The sequence below is a fragment of the Shewanella phaeophyticola genome, from assembly GCF_025398315.1.
Classification (GTDB): Bacteria; Pseudomonadota; Gammaproteobacteria; order Enterobacterales; family Shewanellaceae; genus Shewanella; species Shewanella phaeophyticola.
Genome location: NZ_JAODOQ010000001.1, coordinates 4,652,402 through 4,673,875 on the forward strand (window position 1 = coordinate 4,652,402; position 21,474 = coordinate 4,673,875).

The window sequence follows — 21,474 nt, forward strand, 5'->3', positions numbered from 1 at the left end:
TGATTATTGCGCAGGAAAGCTGGCCTGTAATTTTTTGACTGCCGCTTTAATTTTACGAGTGTTTTCAGGTCCCATACGAATTAGCAATTTTTGCGCATTAGGTAAGGCTTCTAAATTAGGATCCGCAAATTGGTAATTGACACTGAAGTAAGACAGTTCAATAGGGTCTTCGATAATCGGTGCATTTGCCACCATAGTAAAGACGGATTGCATGCGTTTATCAAAATCGACATCACTGTAACCTAACTCAGCAAAAGCCTCTGCAAATAGAGGTTTAAGCTCTGTGTAGGTTGTGACTAAATCTTTCTCGTTTAAGCCCGCAACAAAGTCTGCATACAAATCGTAACGATGGTAGCTGTCAGGATTTAAAAAGGTTTTATTGGTTATTTCGCTCACTGAAAATGCAGTTTCAGAGTCCTTTTAACGGACTCGCTTTACGCACTAATTCGCCTTGCGCTAGGTTGTCGACAAACACCACAAATTGACGGGCAATGTCTTTTTTCAAAATCATTGGCGCAATGTTCATTCCGTTAGCGATGGCTAAGGTTTTGGTTTCAACAAAGTCGTCTGATTCTGTTAGCGCGGGTAATGGTTCAACGACAACGGTTTCGTTGTTTGTTTCAAGTTCGCCAGTCGGCACCACATCATCAATGTTCGATTCGATTTGTTGTGGTTCTTCAATTGGAGTTTGTTCAATGGGTGTAGCCGGCAGTGCTTCTGGTAGCTCTACAGGAGTTATGACAACGGGGTCAAATTCTTCGCTGTCATCACTGGTAAAATAGAAATAACTACTTGCAGCTAATAGAGCGATCACCGCGATTGCGATAAAGGCAATGTTAGAACCTGATTTTTCATCAGATTGAGGGCTGATTCTGTCTTCTTCATTAACTTGCATTTCAATTCCTTGGCGTGTTTGCTAGATATCTAGATGGAGTCGAAAAATACTGCATGGTCGTTATACCATTTTGCAATATTCAACAGCGTTGTCTAGTGATAACTGATGATCATCTACAAAAATTCATTTTATGCTCAAGCTTTTAGGCTTGGACATACTGTTGACGGTCTCCTAGCCATCGTTCAATGATAGCGTCGATATTTTGCGGCACCTGCTGGTTGATGTGCACCGCTAATTTTTGAGTCGGTGCAATGAGGTGTTGATCGCGAATTAAGTCGGCAATTTTAAGGTCAGCTAAACCGGTTTGTTTTGTGCCAAGCACTTCACCAGTGCCTCTGATTTCAAGATCTTTTTGCGCAATCACAAAGCCGTCGTTGCTGTCTCTTAATACTCCCAAGCGTTTGGTTGCCGTTTGCGATAGTGGCGCCTTGTAAAGCAACACGCAATGGCTGGCTACGGCGCCACGACCAACTCGACCTCTTAGTTGGTGTAATTGAGCAAGCCCAAGTCGCTCTGGATTCTCAATAATCATTAAACTGGCATTAGGCACATCTACGCCGACTTCTATGACGGTAGTGGCCACCAATAAGTTCAATTCACCTGATTTAAACTGTGCCATGATGGCTTGCTTTTCAGCACTTTTCATCCGGCCATGCACCAAACCGACTTTTAACTCGGGTAGTGCTGCGCTCAGCTCTGCTGCGGTATCTTCTGCCGCTTGGCATTCTAAGACTTCAGATTCTTCGATTAAGGTGCATACCCAATAAGCTTGGCGGTTATCGTTAATGGCGGCATGTCTGACGCGTTCAATGATCTGTTGCCGGCGAGTATCGGCAATCGCAACCGTGGTGACAGGTGTACGCCCTGGTGGCAGCTCATCAATGATGGAGGTGTCAAGATCGGCATAGGCTGTCATGGCGAGTGTGCGCGGTATTGGCGTTGCGGTCATAATCAGCTGATGAGGGTGAAAGCCTTGGCTAATGCCTTTTTCACGCAAGCCTAAGCGTTGATGCACCCCAAAACGATGTTGCTCATCAATAATGATTAATGCCAGTTTATTAAACACAACGGCTTGTTGAAAAATAGCATGGGTGCCAATCACCATTTGTGCTGCACTGCTGGCGATGTCTTCAAGTGATTGCGCTCTGGCTTTGCCTTTCAGCTTGCCGGCTAACCAGCCGACTTTGATGCCTAAAGGTTCAAACCATGTGGCAAAATTAGCCGCGTGTTGTTCTGCTAGTAATTCTGTTGGCGCCATCATCGCGACTTGATAACCATTTTCTATAGCCTGCAAAGCGGCGAGTGCTGCCACTAAGGTTTTACCTGAACCTACATCGCCCTGTACAAGACGCATCATGGGGGTTGGTTGTTGCAAATCCTGGTTGATTTCTGCGACCACGCGTTGTTGTGCCCCAGTTGGCGAAAAGGGCAATTGAGCCAAAAATGGCTGTAATAACTGCCCTGTAGCGGCCATAGCGACTGCCGCGTCTTGATTACTTCGCTGGCGTAGTTGCAACATGCTAAGGTTATGGGTCAGTAGTTCTTCTTGTATTAAGCGTTGCTGAGCAGGATGTTGTCCTTGCTCTAACTCATAAGGCGATACTGAGCTAGATGGGCGGTGCAGGGTATGCAGCGCATCACGCAGGCTAATGTTATTGGGCTGCAAATTGGCTGGGAGTAATTCAGGTAATCCGCCTTGGTCTAGCATAGCCAATGCTTGCTCAGTTAGACGTATCCAACTGGCTTGTTTTAAGCCTTCTGTTGTTGGGTAAATGGGCGTTAGTGTGTCACTTAAGTTGACGGTTTCACCTGGGTGGATGATTTGGTATTCAGGGTGAACGATTTCTTTATGATGGTTGCCGCGCCTTATCTCTCCATATGCTCTGATAATCGCACCGTTTTCCATGGCATTTCGTTGTGCCATCGAAAAGTTAAAAAAGCGCAGGCTCATCATGCCGCTATGGTCGCGGACATGACACACTAACATGCGACGCTTACCCTGCATGATTTGAGTCGATTGAATTTCAGCTTCGATGGTGCCATAACTCGCTGGAGGTAAAGCGGCAATAGGGTAAATTTGTGTGCGGTCTTCGTAGCGCAGCGGCAAATGAAACAACACATCTTGTACTGTTTTGATCCCGAGCTTAGCCAGCTTTTCTGCGACCTTTTTGGCAACGCCTTTAAGGTCTGTGATTGGAACTTGATCCAGTCGTAGCAAATTGCGTGCACCTAAAATTGATAATTAAAAAGTAAAAACAACAGTGATTTCAATTAGCCCCAATAAATCACTGTAATTATATACAGATGTTTAGGTTATCTTAGCAGAGTTTACTCACAAGGCAATATGCTATTACAGCCAGCCCTTCTGCTTGGCTATTCTCGCTGCATCAATACGATTACTGGCACTGAGTTTATTGATGGCTTCTGATAAATAATTACGCACTGTACCTTCGGCGATAAACAATTTGCTGGCAATATCTGCGGTAGACAATCCTTCACTGGCTAGGCGTAATGCTCGGCGTTCTTTATCGTTAAGCGGGTCGATTTCACCGATGGCACTAAATGCTAACTCCGGGTCGATAACCCGTTTGCCTGCCATCACTTGTTTAATGGTGCTGATAAGCTCATCTGATGGAGCATCTTTCAATAAAAAACCACTGACACCGTATTCTAATGCTCGTTTTATGTAACCCGCACGGCCAAACGTGGTGAGGACAATAACCTTGGTTGAACTGGCTTGTTGTTGTAACCATTGGCAGAGCTCTAAACCGGACTTACCGGGCATTTCGATGTCGGTTAATAATAAGTCATAGTGCTGTGATTTGAGCATTTTCAAAGCGCTGTCACCGTCTTCTACTTCGGTAATCTGCATATCATCGTCGGTGAGGCTCAAAAGTGCGGCGAGCGCACCGCGGACCATTGCTTGATCTTCTGCTAATAAAATATTCATGTCGGCTCTGTCAGTGGCAAGGTGATAGTGACAATAAACTGTGGGCTAATCTGGTACTGCACTTCTGCGTGCAATAACGCCGCACGCTCTCTAATACCTTTTAGACCGTTACCCTCAGCTAAGGCTTTTATTGAAGTATTTTCAATATATTGCAGCTGTAATTGGTTATCTATGGTTTGGATTGCCACCTTACAGTGGTTAGTTTTGCTGTGTTTAAGGGTGTTATTCACCAGCTCGGTTAACATAAGACACAATTGTGATTCAGCAAGATTATTCAATTTGGCCATTGACCTTCAATGGTGACTGCAATGGATTTATCTCGCAACATTTGGCTTAGCGTGTGAGTAGTTTGACTTATGCCCTGGTGTTTGTAATCGGTCACGGTATGACGTATTTGACTCAAACAGTCACGTGTTATTTGGCTTACTTGGTTAATTTGCAGTTGTGCTTGTTCGGTTTTACCTGCGCTAATGAGCTTATCTGCAAGTTCTGCTTTTAATGCAATTGAAGCTAAGTGATGGCCCATAACATCATGTAAGTCACGAGCAATACGTTCGCGTTCAAGCGATGTGGCAAGTTGAGTGATTTCGTCATTAGATTGCTGTTGCTGGCGTTTTATTTGTTGGCGCTTTCGTTCAATAACGCCAAATACCCCAACACCTAAACAGATCCCCATGCCATAAAAAGTAAAATAATAGCCAGAGTAACCAACCCAAAGGTTTATGGTTAACAAGAGAATACTGATACCAATAAAGCTCAATATAGCGGTTCTAAGTGAGTAGAAAAAACCGATAAAAAAGCAGCAAAAGCTAAAAAGTGAAATTGCGCCACTGGTTAAGCATCCCGCTGCAATCGCGATTATTAACATGAACAAAATGGGTTTGTAGGCGTGTTCTGTTGAGTTGTTATATGCCCAAAAGTAGCCAACAATAAAAGGGATTAACAACGCCACGGCTAAGGTTATTTTTAACCATTGTCCATCCATAAAAAACAGTGGGATAAAATAAAAACCTAAGTTTATAAGGTAAACCCATGCAGTTTTTTGTTCGTAACTTTTTTCATTATTAGGTGATAAGCAAGATGTCATTGTGCCTCCCAGCGCAGTTAATCATAGAGTAACTGCGCGTTAACTCAAGAAAAAAGCAAAAGGCATTATTGTTTTACAGCCTGTTGGTTTAACAGAAATATAGCCCAAGCGTATTGTGGGTCTATGTCGATTGCAGCTTGCCAGTCATCCATTGCAGCAGTTAAATCACCTTGCTCCTGTTTGACAAGTCCTCGCCATGTATAGGCTTCAGCATGTCCCCAACAAATGGTGTCGCAAGGCAGGTCATAAAGCGTGATCGCCTGACTTGCAAAGGATTGGGCTTTTTCAAGTCCGCCGCCAAATACGCTCGGGGTGTAAAATGCATTGATTGCTTTGACTAAGCTGACTCTTGGGTTGTTGGGCTCTAACTCTGTGGCTTGCTGTAATAGTGTGGCTGTTTTCATACCGTACTCAGCACCTTTGCTGTTATCTAACGCGATTTGCATTCCGTATACCGCTGCCAACAGTGCTTGTGAGTCTGCAGTTGCTTGTGCATCGAGTAAGTTTTCTAGGGTATCTTGGGCTTGGTTTAACGAATCGGCAGCCTGCTTGCGTTGACCACTAATGTTAGCGGTGATGGCTAATCGATAAAATGCGTAAGCTTGCTCATAGTCACTGGTGTTTTGGCTATATTGCGCGAGTTGATTCATGTTCATGGTGTTAGCTGCGTCATCAATATCCTTGATATCAGCAAGACTGTGATGGCTGACTAAACTAAGGCTAGTAATTAATAGTAGTGTTTTCATGGCTATCTCCTTATTGCCCACCCTGTGTGGGAATAACCTTAGTATGGAGAAACACCGATTTGATTATCAGGCACAAAGGTCACCAATAAAGGGTGACAAATGTCATTTTGTAGCCAAAAAAGGCCAACATTGTTGTTGGCCTTATTGGGTTCGCTCAATATTTGATGGATTAAACCACTTGCATAACTAAGTAGCTGGTATAACCCAGGTATCCCGTAAGTAACACGCCGCCTTCACGGCGACCAATGCGTAAGCCACTCCAAGCAAAGGGTAAAACCATAATGGCAAAAATCAGCATGGCGATAAAATCGACTTCATTAAACCCTGCTGCTGACACCGGATGGATTAATGCTGTAGCGCCTAAAATGCCCAGCACATTGAAAATGTTTGAGCCAACAACGTTACCAATGGCGATGTCACTTTGACCTTTTAACGCAGCCATCACCGAGGTGACAAGTTCAGGCATACTGGTGCCAATCGCCACAATCGTTAAGCCGATAATGACTTCGCTTATGCCAAATTGTTTAGCTAAATCAACTGCTCCATCAACAAACAAAATACCGCCACCCACTAACATGGCAATCCCTACCGCAATCAGTAGCACTGACATCAGCGGGTTTTGTGGCGTGGCATCAATGTCTAACTCTTCGGGGGTATTTTTTGAGCTGACATAACTAAAGCCTAGATAAGCGACAAGTAGACTAAATAAAATAGCACCATCAATAAAGCTGACTTCACCATCAAGTAATAAAAACCATACCAAGACCGATGCCGCGATCATGATAGGAATATCGCGTTTAACCATTTGTGATTGCACAGTAATCGGGCGGATAAGTGCGGTTATGGCTAAAATAAGCCCGATGTTAACGATGTTAGACCCCACCACGTTGCCCAGTGCAATCCCTGGGTTACCAGCAAGCGCTGATTTAACGCTTACTGCGAGTTCTGGCGCACTTGTACCAAATGCAACAATGGTTAACCCTATGATGAGCGGGGCAATCCCTAAACGAAGTGCCACAGCGCTTGCACCGCGCACTAATGCTTCTGCACCAAAGGTTAATATGATAAAACCGCCAATAATCGATAACGCAATGAACATGATTGTTTCTGCCTTGTAAAGTTAAGCTGTACCACATTAGTACTGCCTAATTGTGCGCGTATATTGACAGAATATGTCAAAAAAATACACGCTATTTAGCGTGTATTTTTTCGGGTCAGATTAAAAAAATCTATTGCAGATTACAACTCATCTTCCCAGCGAATTTTAGCACCGCGAACACCTTCAACTTTAGCGCTAAAGGCTTTTTCAAGCACGTGGCGTTTAATTTTTAGGGTTGGCGTGAGCACATCATTTTCGATGTTCCAATCTTCATTAACAACGACAATAGCATCAACATGTTCGTGTGACTCTAAATGCGGGTTAACGCTGTCTAGGGTTTCTTTTAATGATGATCTGACTTCTTCGCGTGGTTGCAGTTTAGAGCCTTCAGACAATTGAACCAGTGCAATAGGGTGCGGTAAACCTGATCCAATAACACAAATCAGTTCAACGTGTGAGTCCTGAGCTAATCGACGTTCAATGGGCACTGGTGCAACATATTTACCTTTAGAGGTTTTAAAGTTGTCTTTTACTCGGCCAGTAATTTCAATGTAGCCATCTTCGTCAATTTCACACAAATCACCGGTATAGAAAAAGCCATCTTCTGCAAATGCGGCTTTAGTGGCTTCTTCTTGTAGGTAATAGCCTTGCATTAATCCTGGGCTTTTCACTAACAACTCACCTTGCTCGCTTTTACGTACAAGGCTACCTTCTACAGGGCGACCTACGGTTCCAATCTTATTAGGATTAAATGGGTAGTTGATAATCGAATATGCACTGTTTTCTGTCATACCCCATGCTTCGCAAATATCAATTCCGATAGAGTTGTACCATTGTATTAATGACGGCGGAATAGGCGCCGAACCCGATCCGTTTAAGCGAGACTGGTCTAAACCCAAACCTTTTTTAATTTTGCTTTTAACAATACTGCTAATAATAGGCAGCTTAAGTAAGTTTTTAAGTTTTTTCTCACCAATTTTATTAATAATATTGAGCTGGAATACTGTCCATAAGCGCGGTACAGAGAAAAATACCGTCGGGCGACAGCGTTGAATGTCGTCGACAAATGAATCTAGGCTTTCAACAAAGGCAACGGTAGAACCTGAATAATATGATGAGCCTTCAATGGCAACACGTTCAGTAATGTGAGCAAGCGGTAAATAAGATAACAGGCGGTCGGCTGTATTGGTTTTTAAATCGCGCACTACGGCTTCACATGCCCAGCCATAACTGGCGAAGGTTTGAATGGCACCTTTAGGTTTGCCCGTAGACCCAGAAGTATAAATAAGGGTCATCACTTGGTCTGTGGTTGGAAATGGTGCATCAACTAATGGTTGGCCCAGTGTTAACAACTGTTCCCAGTGATATTGTGCTGGCATGGTATCGTATGGCATAGCTAAACGAAGAATGTCGCCCCCAACAGCGGCCTCTTGTTCTGCCCAATGATCAAGTTTGCCGCTAAAAATAGCTTTAACACCGCTGTGCTCAACCACATACCGAATGGTCTCAGCATTGGCTGTGGGATAGATTGGTACACTAATGTAGCCGCCATACATTAAGGCTAAATCGACAATAAACCACTCGGCGCAGTTTTTAGACAATACGGCAACTTTGTCACCTGGCGCTAGGCCTAAATGGCGAAGAGAACCGGCAATTTGTTGCATTTTTTGTTGGACTTCGCGCCATGTGAAATCCACATATTTGCCGCCAATTGGTTGGCGAAGGTAAACTTTGTCACCTTGAGTTTCTACCCAATGAGACAACATCTCAACGGGAGTTTTAATTAAATTTTCCATCGACGCTTCCATGTTCTTTATTGTTATTGTGGATTTTATAGTTGAGTAAATCACCAACTTAGTATGGCCATTTTTGTGCAGTGGCGCAAACAATTTGCACACTATGCGTGCAAGGTCACGCTTGAGTAAGTTAACAGAATTTGTTGAATAAACAATAAGAGTTGAGCAAATGCTCTATAGAACTGAGGTTGAAAATAATAAAAAAGGCACCCAAGGTGCCTTTATCGAATCTTTAACAGTGGCTGTTAAATTTCCATTATGCCGTCCATTTCAACCAGTGAGCCTTTAGGTAACTCTTTGACACCAATCGCTGCGCGAGCGGGGTAAGGTTGTTGAAAGTAACGACTCATAATGTCGTTTACAGTCGCAAAGTGAGATAAGTCAGTTAAAAAGATATTTAATTTAACGATATCACTCATTGTGCCGCCAGCCGCTTCGCACACTGCGGTTAAGTTTTCGAACACTTGCACTACTTGTTCTGAAAAATCATCGCTTATCATGGTCATTGTTTTTGGATCTAATGGAATTTGACCTGATAGATAAACGGTACTGCCCACTTTAACGGCTTGCGAATAAGTGCCAATTGCTTGTGGGGCTTTGTCGGTTGCGATAATGATCTTTTCAGCCATTTGGGTACTCTCTTATAATTAGCAGTAATTAACGGTTACGCGATGTGCGCAGTACTTCTGGTAACACACGGATCCGGCGCATAACATTGGCTAGATGGACACGATCTTTCACTGAAATACGTAAATTAATCAAATACACACGGCCATCACGTTCTTCGGTACTGAGGTTGTGAATATTCGAACCCGCAGAGGCAATAATTGAAGTGATTTTAGCTAATGCACCATGATGGTTAACAATTTCAACCCGCAAATTCGCTTGGTATTCAACACCCTCTACGTTATCCCAATGCACTGAAATGTACTTGTCTGGCTCACCTTGATAACCTCGAATATTGGCGCAGCTTTCCATGTGAACCACTAGGCCTTTACCTGGGCTCACATGGGCGATCACAGCATCACCAGGGATAGGGCGACAACAGTTAGCGTAAGTCACTAACATGCCTTCAGCACCACGAATTGGCATTTGTGGTTTTTCTTTAGTGTGATCTTGTGAGTCAAACTGTTCGCCAACTAATCGTTGGGCAATCACAATGCTCATGGCGTTGCCTAAGCCAATATCGGCCAGCAATGAGTCGAGCGAAGTGTGTTTGGTTTCTTTAATCACTTTTTCGAGCAATTCTGGTGGAATGGTTTCTAGCTTAGTATCACCTAATGCATGGTTTAATAAGCGCTTACCGAGTGCGATGGCGTTATCACCTTTTAGGCTCTTTAATACCTGGCGAATTTTACCGCGCGCCTTACCTGTAACCACAAAATTGAGCCATGCAGCGTTTGGTCTTGCACCTTTAGCGGTAATAATTTCAACCGTTTGCCCAGAAATAAGCGGCTGGCTTAATGGATATGCTTGACGATTAACGCGTGCACCAACACATGAGTTACCCACATCGGTGTGAACTTCATAGGCAAAGTCGACTGCAGTAGAGTTAACGGGTAGCTCTAAAATGCGACCTTCTGGTGTAAATACGTAGATTTCTTCTGGAAATAGCTCGGTTTTAACATTTTCAACAAACTCAAATGAGCTGCTAGCGCTTTGCTGCAATTCAAGCAGGCTTTGCATCCATTTACGGGCGCGTACCTGGGTGGTGTTTTGTTTTGCAGCGTCGGTGCTATTTTTGTACATCCAATGTGCAGCAACACCTTTGTCTGCCATTTGATCCATTTCTTCGGTGCGGATTTGCACTTCAACAGGCACAGCATGTGGACCAAATAAAGAGGTGTGTAAAGATTGATAACCATTGGCTTTTGGAATGGCAATATAATCTTTAAAACGACTCGGGCGAGGTTTATATAAGCCATGCATCGCACCGAGAACGCGGTAACTGGTGTCTATGGAGTCAACAATAATTCTAAACGCGTAGATGTCCATCACTTCTTGAAACTGAAGCTCTTTGCTGCGCATTTTGCAGTAAATAGAATAGAGGTTTTTTTCACGGCCTTTAACTTTCGCTGGAATGCCAGCTTCTTCAAGGCGAGACTCAATTGCTGATTCAATACTGTTTATTAACTCTTTGCGATTGCCTCGTGCGGCTTTTACAACTTCTCGTATTACTCTATGTCGCATAGGGTAATAAGCTTGAAAACCCAAGTCTTCAAGTTCGATTTTAATATTGTGAATACCTAATCGATTGGCAATTGGCGCATAAATTTCTAAGGTTTCGCGAGCAATACGGCGACGCTTATCTGGGCGAAGTGCCCCAAGTGTACGCATATTGTGAGTGCGGTCAGCCAATTTAATGAGAATCACTCGAATATCTTGAGTCATTGCCATCATCATTTTGCGGAAGTTTTCCGCTTGGGCTTCTTTTTTGTCGCGAAACTTAATTTTATCTAGCTTAGATACACCTTCGACTAATTCCGCAACCGTAATACCAAACAGCTCAGTAAGCTCTTCTTTGGTGACGGGAGTGTCTTCAATGGTGTCATGGAGCAGGGCAGCCATAAGCGACTCGTGATCGAGTCGCATGTCCGCCAAGATGCGGCTTACCGCAACGGGGTGGGTAATGTAAGGCTCGCCACTTGTGCGCATTTGCCCTTCGTGGGCATCACGCGCAACCAAATAGGCCTGCTTGAGTAATTCTACTTGTTCCGGCTCTAAATAGCTGGACGCTGACTCTTTTAGACCTTCAAACAGATACAAGTGGCGCTACTCCTTAAACTACGCGGCCTTCTGCAATAGCTGCAACAGCTGCGATTTCAGCTGCTTCACGTTCACGCACAGTTTGGCGTTCGTCAGCATCTAATGTGTTTGAGGTGACTAACCCAAGCTCGATTTCGCGCAATGCGATAACCGTTGGCTTGTCATTCATCTCCTCAACCATAGGATCTTTGCCTTGCACGGCGATTTGGCGTGCGCGACGCGCTGCAACCAGGATCATATCAAAACGGTTGCCGATTTTGTTTACGGCGTCTTCTACAGTTACGCGAGCCATGTGTTGAAACTCCAGTGTTATCTATGGGAAAAAAATGACGCAAAATTGTACACTATGACAATTAATCTGCCAAGAGATCAATAAGCATACCATTGTGGGTATACTGCTGACTAGCACAGGTTAGCCTTTGGCTACGAATAATTGCGTTTAAGTCGGTCAGGGCGACATCAAAATCATCATTTACAATCACAAATTCATATTGTGCATAATGCGACATTTCAGATACGGCTTGTGCCATACGCGAATCAATGACTTGTTGGCTGTCTTGACCTCGACCAGTTAATCGACGCTCAAGCTCTGCTTTTGATGGAGGTAAAATAAATACTCCAACAGCATATGGCATGAGTTTTTTTACTTGCTCACCACCTTGCCAGTCGATATCTAAAAATACATCGATACCTTTTGCTAGCGTTTGCTCGATTACGGTTTTTGATGTGCCGTAATAATTACCAAATACTTCAGCCCATTCAATAAATGCATCTTGTGCAATTAATGCTTTAAATTGCTCAACATCAACAAAATGATAATGTTGGCCGTCAACTTCACCCGGGCGAGGTTGGCGAGTGGTATGCGATACAGAAACCTGTTTATCGCTGGGTTTATCTTTTAACAGTGCCGAGATAAGAGACGATTTACCTGCGCCGCTAGGGGCTGACACAATAAAAAGATTTCCACGAGTGCTCATAAATTGGGTTTCTCATTGGTTATTCATTAAGAAAGCTTAATATTATACTCGTTAACAGTAAGGTTATGCTAGCGCTATAAGTCGACAAATAAACTGCGACTAAGCTCGTCCAAACGGCTTAATTTGATATGGGGTTTAGGGTATTGTGTTGATAAAAATAATTGCTTAAAACACCCATGGGGTCTGGCTTTATAAGATAAATTCTGTAGGCTTTGCGCTATTGTGTTTAATGGTGTTTTTATGTCATTAATTTTGCGGGTTGAGTGACATCCCTTTCTTAGTGTGTATTTTATTTGTCACAAATTTTAAGTTTACCCATCAGTATCGGATGGTATTGATTAAACCCTGCTAAATAAACCTAGCGTAGTCAATCAACTATAGGAATGTTTGATGTTATTAAAAACCCTGCTGTGCCGCGAAGGTCGTGACACAGGTTTAAGGTTAATGGCCATCGTAATTGCTGCTTTTGCTTTGTTGAGTATTGCTGCTTTGGTGTTTCCTGCAAGCATCATCATTTTAATTGCCACCCTAGTGATGCTACCTGTTGTTGGTTTATCTGCAATGCGCCGTTTACATGATGCAAATAAAACCATCATATATGCGCTAATTTGTTTATTGCCGGTACTTATCTTTGGCGTAGCGGCTTATTTTGAGGCGCCATTCGGTGCGTTAGCTAGTGTGTTTTTATTTGGGTTGGCCTGCGGCGGCTATTTAAGTTTTTTACCGACGAAAAATCATATTCAATATGCTCTAGGGTATTATGAGCTGCACAACGGGTAATGAATAGTGCACAAAGCGCGATGCATCGACGTCAAGACCCGGTGATGCAAGGCCAAGCCGTGAATGTGCCCATGACAGACAATCCACTTGTTAATCAGCAGATTCAGCCACAAACGCTGCGACCTGATGCTGACACCGCTGATGTTGCTTATCACGCCGTTAACACTGATGTTGAATCTATCCAGACCCCAAAGCATGAAGAGCCCTATGTTACTCAGCAGTTTAACGCTGATGGCGAGCACGACACTACGAATAGTGCATTTTCCGCTAAGCGTGAGCGTAACAGCCAACCATTGTATGTTGATCAAGATGCATTACAGTCAGGCTCGATAACCGAGCTTGCCAAGTCTTGGGTTAATGTGGCTAAGCGGCATCAACAAAAATTGTTGTTTACAGGCAAGATTTTGGCGGCAGTGTTTGCGCTTGGATTATTGATTTATCTGGTGATGGCGTTAATTAATGCGTTTTCAAGCTCAGATGATTCAGACGCTGAGGCACAAATGAGTCAGGGTGTGATTGAACCCGTTAGCATGAACAGACAGATGGTTAAATTACCTGATGGCTTTTGGTTAGCCTTAGAGGGTGACGTGCTTATTTTGCGTTGGTTGGGTGATACTGGTGATGCCCAAAACCTATGGCGCCTAGCTAGTGCTGAAGGCGATAAAACCTGTGCCGAGCTTGAGTTTAATGATGGTAGTAAGTTTAGACCCATGACAGTCGATTTACTTGCCGATGGTGCAACCGAGGCCAAGTTTACCCCGCTGGATAAATATGTAATGGTGAACAACATTGCTTTGCGGGGCGATTTTAAATTGTGTGGCTATAAATTTAGCTTAAAAGGCAGCCAGGCAGCGTTAATGAAAAATCCGCAGTTTGAAACATTGTTAAGCAAATAATGCTGGTTTAGATGGAGTGTGTGATTGATTGAATTTATTAAACAAACTGTGTTGCCACAGTTTGGTCTTCATTGCGCTAATGCGTCAATCAGTACTTTGGGTAATGGACATATTAACCAGACATTTTTAGTGTCCGATGACGCTAAGAAAATCGTATTACAACAAATAAATACTCAGATATTTACTCAACCTCATCTGGTGGTTAGCAATGCCGCTCGTATTAGCCAACATTTAAGCGCAAAACAGCAACAGCAAGACTATTCGTTACAAGTTGTAAGGCCTGTGGCTACTGTGGCAGGCGATTTATATGTCGATTTTAAAGAGCAAGGTTTTTGGCGTGCCATTGATTATTTAGAGCATAGCCATACGATTGAGTTGGTCACACAAACAGAGCAAGCTGAAGTTGCCGCTTATGCCTTTGGTCATTTTGCTGCCGCACTCAGCGATATGCCTTCAACAAACATTGATGATGTTATTACCAACTTTTTAAATCTGCCTGAGCGGATGCAACAATTAACAGATGCGGTGAATGATGATGCTTATTCAAGGCTTAACACTTGCCAAGAATGGGCTGCGTTTGCATTGTCACAAACCGCATTGCTCACTCAATTAGCTGAATTTGAACGCTTATTACCACAGCGAATTTGTCATAACGATACTAAAATTAACAATATGCTGTTTGATAAACGCGATATGTCCAGCATGGCAATTATTGATTTAGATACCTGTATGGCGGGTTATTTGATGTATGACTTTGGTGATATGGTTCGAGCTTTTTGTTCGCCAGAGCCCGAAGATTCAATACATTTAACTGAGGTGTATGCTCGTCCAGAAATTATTTCAACAGCGACGATGGCGTATGTTGATGCCCTTGACGGGGTCATTACGCCACTTGAAAAGCAAAGTTTATGGTTAGGTATAAAAGCCATGACGTTAATGCTTGGCGTGCGATTTTTAACAGATTATTTAAAGGGTGATGGTTATTTTGCAATTAAATACCCGTTACATAATCTAGATCGAGCAAAAAATCAGTTAACTATTTATCAAAGTTTACTTAAACAAGAGCCGCAATTAATCAAATTATTTGATTAATAAAAACGGTGTCTAGTTTTAATATTTAAGGTTGTTAGTGATGTCTAATTTAGTCGATAAATATAAATGGATTTTATTTGATGCAGACGAAACATTATTTCATTTTGATGCTTTTGCTGGCTTAAAATTAATGTTTTCGCGTTTTAACGTGGAGTTTAGTCTCGACGATTTTGCAGCTTACCAACAAGTTAATAAACCACTTTGGGTGGATTATCAAAATGGTTTAATCAACGCCGCTCATTTACAACATACGCGTTTTACCCATTGAGGCCAATAAATTATCTGTTACACCTCAACATTTAAACAGTGAGTTTTTAGCGGCAATGGGCGATATTTGTCAACCTCTACCAGGTGCGCGCGCACTCGTAGATTCTTTAAGTGGTAAGGTTAACTTAGGGATCATTACCAATGGTTTTACTGAGCTGCAAAGTATTCGTTTAAGTCGCACGGGGTTTCAAGATGCATTCAGTCCGGTCGTGATTTCAGAACAACTTGGTAAAGCAAAACCTGATGTGGCTATCTTTAATTATGCCTTAAGCTTGATGGGTGAGCCAGAAAAACACCAGGTACTAATGGTCGGCGATAACCTCCACTCTGATATTTTAGGCGGTATTAATGCCGGCATTGATACCTGTTGGTTAAACCATCATGGGGTTGAGGTGAGTGATGATATTTCACCAAGTTATCAGGTGAGTAATTTAGCTGAATTACAACAATTGCTCTTGCCAAGTTAATCAGTTCTATTCGCGTTATCTAATAAAAAAGCCATTCGACGGAATGGCTTTTTATTAGATTCAAATGAGTTTATTGGAATAAGTCTTCGGCAACATTGTCGATAAAGATATCACCACTTTTCTGTGTTTCAGTGACATATTCTTTAGGCTCTGTACCTTCAACAAAATATTCAAATGTGGTTGTATGATCTGTTTTGCGGGTTAATTTCCCCGTTGCTAAATCAATTCGAGCAGATACAATGCCTTGTGGCGGAATAACAGGATGTTCTGGCTTGCCAGCTAATGCTTTATTCATAAAGTCATTCCAACCCGGCTTCAGCCGTTTTGGCGCCCGCTTCAGCCCCTGATATTTGGTCTGGTTCGCCGTTTGCCATCCAGCTAGAGCGACCTAATTGACGACCATGATCATCAAATCCGACCCAAAATGTAGAGGTTAGTGTTGGATTAAAACCACTAAACCAAGTGTCTCGAGACTCGTTTGTGGTACCAGTTTTACCTGCTATGTCATGACGCTTAATGAGTTTAGCTGCACGCCAAGCTGTACCGTTCCAGCCTGTACCTTTGCTCCAATCACCGCCGCCCCAAATTACACTTTTGAGAGCCTCTGTGATAAGAAACGCTGTTTGCTCAGAAATAATTTGCTTAGCAAATCGTGCTTCAGGGTTGCTACAGATATTATCTTCAGCGGTGAGCTGCGTGGTTTGGTGTTCGGCATCATCATTAGGCTCAACGACATCGTCTTGTTCAATGACAGGCTGTGATAGTTCATCTGCCATGGCGGCAAATGGGTCATCAACATCGCTAAATGTCAGTGTTGTATCTTGTGGTTTATTACAAGCAAGAGCAGGGATAGTTTCTTCAATCATATTGTCATAACCGTCAGTCACATGATCGATAAAGTAAGGCTCAACTAAATAACCGCCATTTGCAAAGACGTTAAATGCCGTAGCCACTTGTAACGGTGTTACTGACGGAGAACCTAATGCCAGTGATTCATTGCGTGGTAGATCATTAGGGTCAAAGCCAAATTTAACCAGCTCTTTAATGGTGTTATCTAACCCAGCATGACGCATAGCCCTTACCGACATAACGTTAATCGATTGAGCTAAACCAACACGTAAACGCGTTGAACCACCATAAATATCCGGTGAGTTTTTAGGTCTCCAAGCTGTGCCCTGGCGTGTATCGGGTTTATTGATTGGCGCATTGTTAATTAATGTCGCTAAGGTATAGTCCTTTTCAAGCGCTGCGGCATAAATGAATGGTTTAATGTTAGAGCCTAATTGACGTTTAGCCTGGGTGACACGATTAAACTGGCTTTGACTAAAGCTAAAACCACCGACTAAGGTTCTGATCGCTCCATCATGAGGCTCAAGTGACACGGTTGCACTTGATACTAATGGGATTTGCGATAACTGCCAATATTGACCGTTATCGCGGATCCACACTTGCTGTCCCGCGGTGAGGATGTCGCTTGCTTGTTTTGGTGGCAAGCCTTGACGCTTGTCACTAATAAATTTGCGTGCCCACTTCAGGCCGTTCCATTCCAGTGTAATCAGTTTACCTTCAGCGTCGAGCACCTGAGCTTGCTGCTCGCTCACGCTCATTACCGCAGCAGGGATGATACCTTGCATAGATGAAGTGCGTTTTAATGTTGCGATGATTTCATCACGCGCTAATGGCGTCTCTGTCCATAATTCGGTAACTGGGCCGCGATAACCATGGCGCTGGTCGTAGGCAAATACATTGTCTCGTAAAGACTCTTGAGCCATTAGCTGCAAATCAGATGAAATGGTGGTGTAAACGTTATACCCATTGGTGTACGCCGCTTCTTCACCGTATTTTTGGATCATGTAGTCGCGCGCCATTTCAGAAATATAAGGTGCGTATAAATCGATTTCCGCCCCATGGTATTTGGCAGTAGAAGGGCTGCTGATGGCTTCTTCGTACTCGGCTTGTGTAATGTTACGCTTTTCAAGCATGCGGCTTAATACCCAGTTACGGCGGGCGATAGCGCGTTCTTGGTTACGGATTGGGTTAGCGGCAGAAGGCGCTTGTGGTAAACCGGCAATCATTGCCATTTCTGGTAGAGACAACTGATTCAACTCTTTGCCGTAGTACACTTGCGCGGCAGCGCCGACACCATATGCACGGTTTCCTAAAAACGAACGGTTTAAATACAGTGCTAAGATTTCTTTTTTAGAGAGTGCTTTTTCAATTTTTAATGCTAAAAAGATTTCTTTTACTTTACGAATATAGGTTTTTTCATTTGATAAAAAGAACCCTCGGGCTACCTGCTGAGTAATGGTACTGGCACCTTGGCTTTTTTTACCTGTGGTAATCAATATGGTTGCAGCCCGAATAATACCAATAGGGTCAATGCCTCTGTGTTCAAAGAAGCGTGCATCCTCGGTGTCGAGTACCGCATTAATTAATTGCACTGGTACATCGTCATACTCCACAGGAATACGACGCTTCTCACCAAATTGTGAGATAAGTTTGCCGTCTTGGCTGTAAATGCGCAGCGGGGTTTGCAATTGAACCGTTTTTAATGAATTAACATCAGGTAAGTCGGGCAATACATAAAAGTATGCTGCTGTAATGGCGGCGACACCTAAAAGTGATAGGCTAAAAAAGGCGATTAATAAACGTTTAAACCACTTCACTCGATAATTCCAAAAACAAAAAATAGTGGCGTTAGTATATAAGCCGAAGAGTTTTTGGTGAAGTAAAACATGATTAAGTTAAAATAGTATTTGTAAAATGCAGAAACATTTTATACAAATACTTATAACGAGTTGATTATGTGCTAATCTCTTACAAAATAATAATAGAATTGTGATGACGGACTATGCTTTCTAAACTTTGGAAGCGGCAAGCACCTCAGATGGTTGGGATTGATATCGGGTCTCATGAAATAAAAGCCATTCTGTTGGGCAAGACTGCTGATGGATATAAAATTCAAAATCATGCATCGGTTCCTGTTAAGAAGGGAGCAGTGGTCGATCATGATATTCGAGATTCTGAAGCTGTAATGGAATCATTGCGACAGATCAAACGCATTTTACCTAAATCGGTAAAGTTTGCTGCTGTTGCTGTTTCCGGCTCAGCCGTTATGACCAAAGTCATTTATATGGATGCGGCATTAAACGAAGAAGAGATGGAGGCTCAAATTGAAATCGAAGCTGACAACCTTATTCCTTATTCGTTAGATGAAGTCAGCATCGATTTTGAGCGACTCAGCCCCAATATCACCGACCCGACTAAAGTGGATGTATTACTCAGTGCTTGCCGTAGTGAAAACATTGATTCTCGCGTTGATGCGTTAGATGCTATCGAATTAGATGTAAAAGTCGTTGATGTCGAAGCGTATGCGTTAGGTCGCTCAGCTGAATTGATTTACGGCCAGTTACCTGAAGGCGCTAAAGATAAATCAATTGCCATGGTCGATATTGGTGCGAATATGACCACCTTTTCTGTTGTCGAAAAAGGTGAGACCACCTTTATACGCGAGCAAGCCTTTGGGGGTGAGTTGTTTACTCAATCCATTTTGTCATTTTACGGCATGCCGCATGACGAAGCTGAGCGCGCTAAGGTCACCAATCAACTGCCTCGAAATTATATGTTCGAGGTTTTGTCACCGTTTCAAACTCAATTATTACAACAAATAAAGCGTACTCTCCAAATTTACTGTACTGCAAGTGGTCGTGAAAAAGTTGACTACATCGTTCTTTGCGGCGGGACAGCTAAGCTAGAGGGAATGGCAGAGTTACTCACCAATGAGTTAGGTGCTCATACCATTGTCGCCGATCCTTTCCAAGGCTGTTTACACGCAGATGACACCATGAAAAGCCAACTTCAACCTACTATAAGTAAGTATATGGTGGCATGTGGTCTTGCGTTGAGGAGTTACGCTCAATGGCGAACATAAACCTTTTACCATGGCGTGAAGAGGCCAGAGAAAAACAAAAACGCGACTACATCGGTATACTTGCGCTTGTTTTTTTAGTGACTTCATTACTCGTTTATCTTTTTCTCAGTTTTTTAGAGTTAGTGACAGACGATCAGCGTCAACGTAATGCTTATCTTGATTCAGAAATTGCCTTACTCAATACGCAAATTGCAGAAATTAGAAAAATCACTGAGCGTAAAAAAGACATTGAGCGTCGTACTGAAATTATTCTTAATTTGCAGCAATCACGTAATTTACCTACTCATGTATTGGATGAACTCGTTCGTATCGTGCCCCCAGGGATTTACCTTTCGAGTATTGAAAAGAAGGGCAGTATCTTATGGATTGAAGGGCGTAGCGAATCGAATAACAACGTCGCCAATATGATGAGGAAAGTGAAAACATCGTCTTATTTAAATGATCCTAATATGCAGTCGATTGTGACGCAAAATGAAGAGTTAAGACAATTACAAAGCTTCAAACTGCGTGTGACTATTCGTGATGACTCACAATCAACCGCTGTCGATACCAGCCAAGGAGCGAGAAAATGAATCTCGACCTAGACCAATTTAATGATATCGATTTTGAGAACATCGGCGGCTGGCCTAAGCTGGTTAAAATTGTGTTTGCCGCGTTTTTGTCTTTATGTGTTATTGGCGCCAGTTATTATTTGTTTATTTCAGATACCATTGATGTAATGGAAGCTGAGCAGCAAAAAGAGATACAATTACGTGAAGATTTTGAAAATAAATATCGCTTAGCTGCAAACTTAAAACTTTACCGTGAACAATTGGTGGTAATGGAAGCACAGTTTGCTGAATTATTAAAAATGTTACCGTCTGAAAATGAAATGCCAGGCCTGTTAGATGACTTAACATTTGTCGCAACGGATGCTGGACTTCGTATTAATAGCCTAGATTGGGACGACGAAATTGAACGAGATTTTTATATTGAGTTTCCAATCAAAATGGCTGTTCAAGGTGATTACCATAAAATTGGTAATATGGTAAGCGGTGTTGCAAAGTTACCTCGAATAGTAAGCTTGCATGATTTTGTGATTAAGCGAAATGATACTGGCGGATTATCAATGGATATTCTTGCGAAAACGTATCGCTTTAAAGAAGGTGCAGAGTTACCACCACAGACAAATAAGGGGCAGAAATAATGAAATTACTTCCTCTTTTTGTGATTATGTCGTTTTTATTAACGGGTTGTATTGGCGATCGTAGTGATTTAGAGCTATTTGTTACTACTACTAAGGCGCAACATGTTGCACGTATACCGCCTTTAAAAGAAACACCTAAGTTCGAGCATTTTGCATATCAAGCAGAACTTATGCGCAGTCCTTTTGTTCCGCCTTCAAGGGAGTTAACAGAAGAAGTCATCGATACATCAAAGGACTGTTTACAACCAGACTTAAAACGTCGTAAGGGTCGCTTAGAGACTTATGCGCTCGACAATTTAAGAATGCGTGGAACACTGAGTGAAGACGGTACTATTTGGGCGTTAGTCGAATCAACTGATGCTAATGTGTATCGTTTAGGTGTGGGTGAATATTTAGGGCTTTATCATGGCCGAATTGCAAAAGTTACGCCGCAATTTATCGAAATTATTGAATTAATCCCTGATGGTTCAGGTTGCTGGGCAGAAAGATCTAGCAACTTAGAATTATCAGGAAAATAACGTGCGAAGGATGAGGGAATA

At 42.7% G+C, this 21,474-nt stretch carries 18 protein-coding genes and 3 pseudogenes; 8 read left to right on the plus strand and 13 right to left on the minus strand.

Annotated elements, in window-relative coordinates:
* Nucleotides 1-3 precede the first annotated feature (3 nt).
* The 12 genes and pseudogenes from N4T56_RS21705 to gmk all read right to left on the minus strand — a co-directional run bounded on the left by N4T56_RS21705 (nucleotide 4) and on the right by gmk (nucleotide 12,316).
* Nucleotides 4-895 (minus strand): annotated as a pseudogene (locus tag N4T56_RS21705) (DUF3014 domain-containing protein).
* Nucleotides 896-1,037: 142 nt separating this feature from the next.
* Nucleotides 1,038-3,113, minus strand: coding sequence for an ATP-dependent DNA helicase RecG (gene recG, locus N4T56_RS21710; protein WP_261734663.1), 2,076 nt, complete (start codon nucleotides 3,111-3,113; stop codon nucleotides 1,038-1,040).
* 132 nt (nucleotides 3,114-3,245) lie between these two features.
* Nucleotides 3,246-3,845: a response regulator transcription factor gene (locus N4T56_RS21715; RefSeq protein WP_261734664.1), complete on the minus strand. Its 600-nt coding sequence runs from the start codon at nucleotides 3,843-3,845 to the stop codon at nucleotides 3,246-3,248.
* A complete protein-coding gene (locus N4T56_RS21720) occupies nucleotides 3,842-4,132 on the minus strand; it encodes a hypothetical protein (protein ID WP_261734665.1) in 291 nt (96 codons plus the stop codon). Before N4T56_RS21720 ends, N4T56_RS21715 begins: the two co-directional genes overlap by 4 nt.
* Nucleotides 4,120-4,932 carry a histidine kinase gene (locus N4T56_RS21725; RefSeq protein ID WP_261734666.1) on the minus strand — a complete coding sequence of 271 codons (813 nt, stop codon included), beginning with the start codon at nucleotides 4,930-4,932 and terminating at the stop codon, nucleotides 4,120-4,122. The genes N4T56_RS21720 and N4T56_RS21725 overlap by 13 nt, the downstream gene beginning before the upstream one ends.
* A gap of 65 nt (nucleotides 4,933-4,997) precedes the next feature.
* Complete coding sequence (locus N4T56_RS21730; protein ID WP_261734667.1) at nucleotides 4,998-5,678, minus strand: tetratricopeptide repeat protein; 681 nt, start codon at nucleotides 5,676-5,678, stop codon at nucleotides 4,998-5,000.
* A gap of 169 nt (nucleotides 5,679-5,847) precedes the next feature.
* Nucleotides 5,848-6,777, minus strand: a complete 930-nt coding sequence (locus N4T56_RS21735) for a calcium/sodium antiporter (RefSeq protein ID WP_261734668.1) — start codon at nucleotides 6,775-6,777, stop codon at nucleotides 5,848-5,850.
* A gap of 140 nt (nucleotides 6,778-6,917) precedes the next feature.
* Nucleotides 6,918-8,573, minus strand: a complete 1,656-nt coding sequence (locus tag N4T56_RS21740; RefSeq protein WP_261734669.1) for an AMP-binding protein — start codon at nucleotides 8,571-8,573, stop codon at nucleotides 6,918-6,920.
* A 245-nt stretch (nucleotides 8,574-8,818) separates the two neighbouring features.
* Nucleotides 8,819-9,202 carry a RidA family protein gene (locus tag N4T56_RS21745; RefSeq protein WP_261734670.1) on the minus strand — a complete coding sequence of 128 codons (384 nt, stop codon included), beginning with the start codon at nucleotides 9,200-9,202 and terminating at the stop codon, nucleotides 8,819-8,821.
* A 28-nt stretch (nucleotides 9,203-9,230) separates the two neighbouring features.
* Nucleotides 9,231-11,339 (minus strand): bifunctional GTP diphosphokinase/guanosine-3',5'-bis pyrophosphate 3'-pyrophosphohydrolase, encoded by a 2,109-nt coding sequence (gene spoT, locus N4T56_RS21750; protein ID WP_261734671.1) that lies wholly within the window; start codon nucleotides 11,337-11,339, stop codon nucleotides 9,231-9,233.
* Nucleotides 11,340-11,352: 13 nt separating this feature from the next.
* Entirely contained in the window at nucleotides 11,353-11,631 is a 279-nt protein-coding gene (gene rpoZ / locus N4T56_RS21755; protein ID WP_160051914.1) for a DNA-directed RNA polymerase subunit omega, read from the minus strand.
* Between the two features lie 61 nt (nucleotides 11,632-11,692).
* Nucleotides 11,693-12,316, minus strand: a complete 624-nt coding sequence (gmk, locus tag N4T56_RS21760; protein ID WP_261734672.1) for a guanylate kinase — start codon at nucleotides 12,314-12,316, stop codon at nucleotides 11,693-11,695.
* A gap of 390 nt (nucleotides 12,317-12,706) precedes the next feature.
* Here gmk and N4T56_RS21765 point away from each other — a divergent pair, with 390 nt between their 5' ends.
* The 4 genes and pseudogenes from N4T56_RS21765 (at nucleotide 12,707) to yjjG (ending at nucleotide 15,818) form a co-directional block, all read left to right on the plus strand.
* Nucleotides 12,707-13,096 (plus strand): DUF805 domain-containing protein, encoded by a 390-nt coding sequence (locus N4T56_RS21765; protein ID WP_261734673.1) that lies wholly within the window; start codon nucleotides 12,707-12,709, stop codon nucleotides 13,094-13,096.
* The gene (locus tag N4T56_RS21770) at nucleotides 13,096-13,992 is read left to right on the plus strand and encodes a hypothetical protein (protein WP_261734674.1); all 897 of its coding nucleotides are present in this window, start codon (nucleotides 13,096-13,098) and stop codon (nucleotides 13,990-13,992) included. The genes N4T56_RS21765 and N4T56_RS21770 overlap by 1 nt, the downstream gene beginning before the upstream one ends.
* 24 nt (nucleotides 13,993-14,016) lie before the next feature.
* Nucleotides 14,017-15,084, plus strand: coding sequence for a phosphotransferase enzyme family protein (locus N4T56_RS21775; RefSeq protein WP_261734675.1), 1,068 nt, complete (start codon nucleotides 14,017-14,019; stop codon nucleotides 15,082-15,084).
* Between the two features lie 40 nt (nucleotides 15,085-15,124).
* Nucleotides 15,125-15,818 (plus strand): annotated as a pseudogene (yjjG, locus tag N4T56_RS21780) (pyrimidine 5'-nucleotidase).
* Nucleotides 15,819-15,888: 70 nt separating this feature from the next.
* Here yjjG and N4T56_RS21785 read toward each other — a convergent pair.
* Nucleotides 15,889-18,484: pseudogene (locus tag N4T56_RS21785) on the minus strand (penicillin-binding protein 1A).
* 185 nt (nucleotides 18,485-18,669) lie between these two features.
* Between N4T56_RS21785 and N4T56_RS21790 the strand changes: the two are divergent.
* Genes N4T56_RS21790 through N4T56_RS21805 form a run of 4 tightly spaced genes read left to right on the plus strand, consistent with a single transcriptional unit; the run spans nucleotide 18,670 to nucleotide 21,453 of the window.
* Nucleotides 18,670-19,749: a pilus assembly protein PilM gene (locus N4T56_RS21790; protein WP_261734676.1), complete on the plus strand. Its 1,080-nt coding sequence runs from the start codon at nucleotides 18,670-18,672 to the stop codon at nucleotides 19,747-19,749.
* Nucleotides 19,737-20,321 carry a PilN domain-containing protein gene (locus tag N4T56_RS21795; RefSeq protein ID WP_261734677.1) on the plus strand — a complete coding sequence of 195 codons (585 nt, stop codon included), beginning with the start codon at nucleotides 19,737-19,739 and terminating at the stop codon, nucleotides 20,319-20,321. Before N4T56_RS21790 ends, N4T56_RS21795 begins: the two co-directional genes overlap by 13 nt.
* The gene (pilO, locus tag N4T56_RS21800) at nucleotides 20,318-20,935 is read left to right on the plus strand and encodes a type IV pilus inner membrane component PilO (RefSeq protein WP_261734678.1); all 618 of its coding nucleotides are present in this window, start codon (nucleotides 20,318-20,320) and stop codon (nucleotides 20,933-20,935) included. Before N4T56_RS21795 ends, pilO begins: the two co-directional genes overlap by 4 nt.
* Nucleotides 20,935-21,453 (plus strand): pilus assembly protein PilP, encoded by a 519-nt coding sequence (locus N4T56_RS21805; RefSeq protein ID WP_188925534.1) that lies wholly within the window; start codon nucleotides 20,935-20,937, stop codon nucleotides 21,451-21,453. Before pilO ends, N4T56_RS21805 begins: the two co-directional genes overlap by 1 nt.
* The last annotated feature ends 21 nt before the right edge of the window (nucleotides 21,454-21,474 follow it).

Bases quoted from the DNA above. Each gene is read 5' to 3' on its own strand.
- N4T56_RS21715 (WP_261734664.1), bottom strand. From the start codon at position 3,845: ATGAATATTTTATTAGCAGAAGATCAAGCAATGGTCCGCGGTGCGCTC.
- N4T56_RS21720 (WP_261734665.1), bottom strand. From the start codon at position 4,132: ATGGCCAAATTGAATAATCTTGCTGAATCACAATTGTGTCTTATGTTA.
- N4T56_RS21725 (WP_261734666.1), bottom strand. From the start codon at position 4,932: ATGACATCTTGCTTATCACCTAATAATGAAAAAAGTTACGAACAAAAA.
- N4T56_RS21730 (WP_261734667.1), bottom strand. From the start codon at position 5,678: ATGAAAACACTACTATTAATTACTAGCCTTAGTTTAGTCAGCCATCAC.
- N4T56_RS21735 (WP_261734668.1), bottom strand. From the start codon at position 6,777: ATGTTCATTGCGTTATCGATTATTGGCGGTTTTATCATATTAACCTTT.
- N4T56_RS21740 (WP_261734669.1), bottom strand. From the start codon at position 8,573: ATGGAAAATTTAATTAAAACTCCCGTTGAGATGTTGTCTCATTGGGTA.
- N4T56_RS21745 (WP_261734670.1), bottom strand. From the start codon at position 9,202: ATGGCTGAAAAGATCATTATCGCAACCGACAAAGCCCCACAAGCAATT.
- rpoZ (WP_160051914.1), bottom strand. From the start codon at position 11,631: ATGGCTCGCGTAACTGTAGAAGACGCCGTAAACAAAATCGGCAACCGT.
- gmk (WP_261734672.1), bottom strand. From the start codon at position 12,316: ATGAGCACTCGTGGAAATCTTTTTATTGTGTCAGCCCCTAGCGGCGCA.
- N4T56_RS21765 (WP_261734673.1), top strand. From the start codon at position 12,707: ATGTTATTAAAAACCCTGCTGTGCCGCGAAGGTCGTGACACAGGTTTA.
- N4T56_RS21770 (WP_261734674.1), top strand. From the start codon at position 13,096: ATGAATAGTGCACAAAGCGCGATGCATCGACGTCAAGACCCGGTGATG.
- N4T56_RS21790 (WP_261734676.1), top strand. From the start codon at position 18,670: ATGCTTTCTAAACTTTGGAAGCGGCAAGCACCTCAGATGGTTGGGATT.
- N4T56_RS21795 (WP_261734677.1), top strand. From the start codon at position 19,737: ATGGCGAACATAAACCTTTTACCATGGCGTGAAGAGGCCAGAGAAAAA.
- pilO (WP_261734678.1), top strand. From the start codon at position 20,318: ATGAATCTCGACCTAGACCAATTTAATGATATCGATTTTGAGAACATC.
- N4T56_RS21805 (WP_188925534.1), top strand. From the start codon at position 20,935: ATGAAATTACTTCCTCTTTTTGTGATTATGTCGTTTTTATTAACGGGT.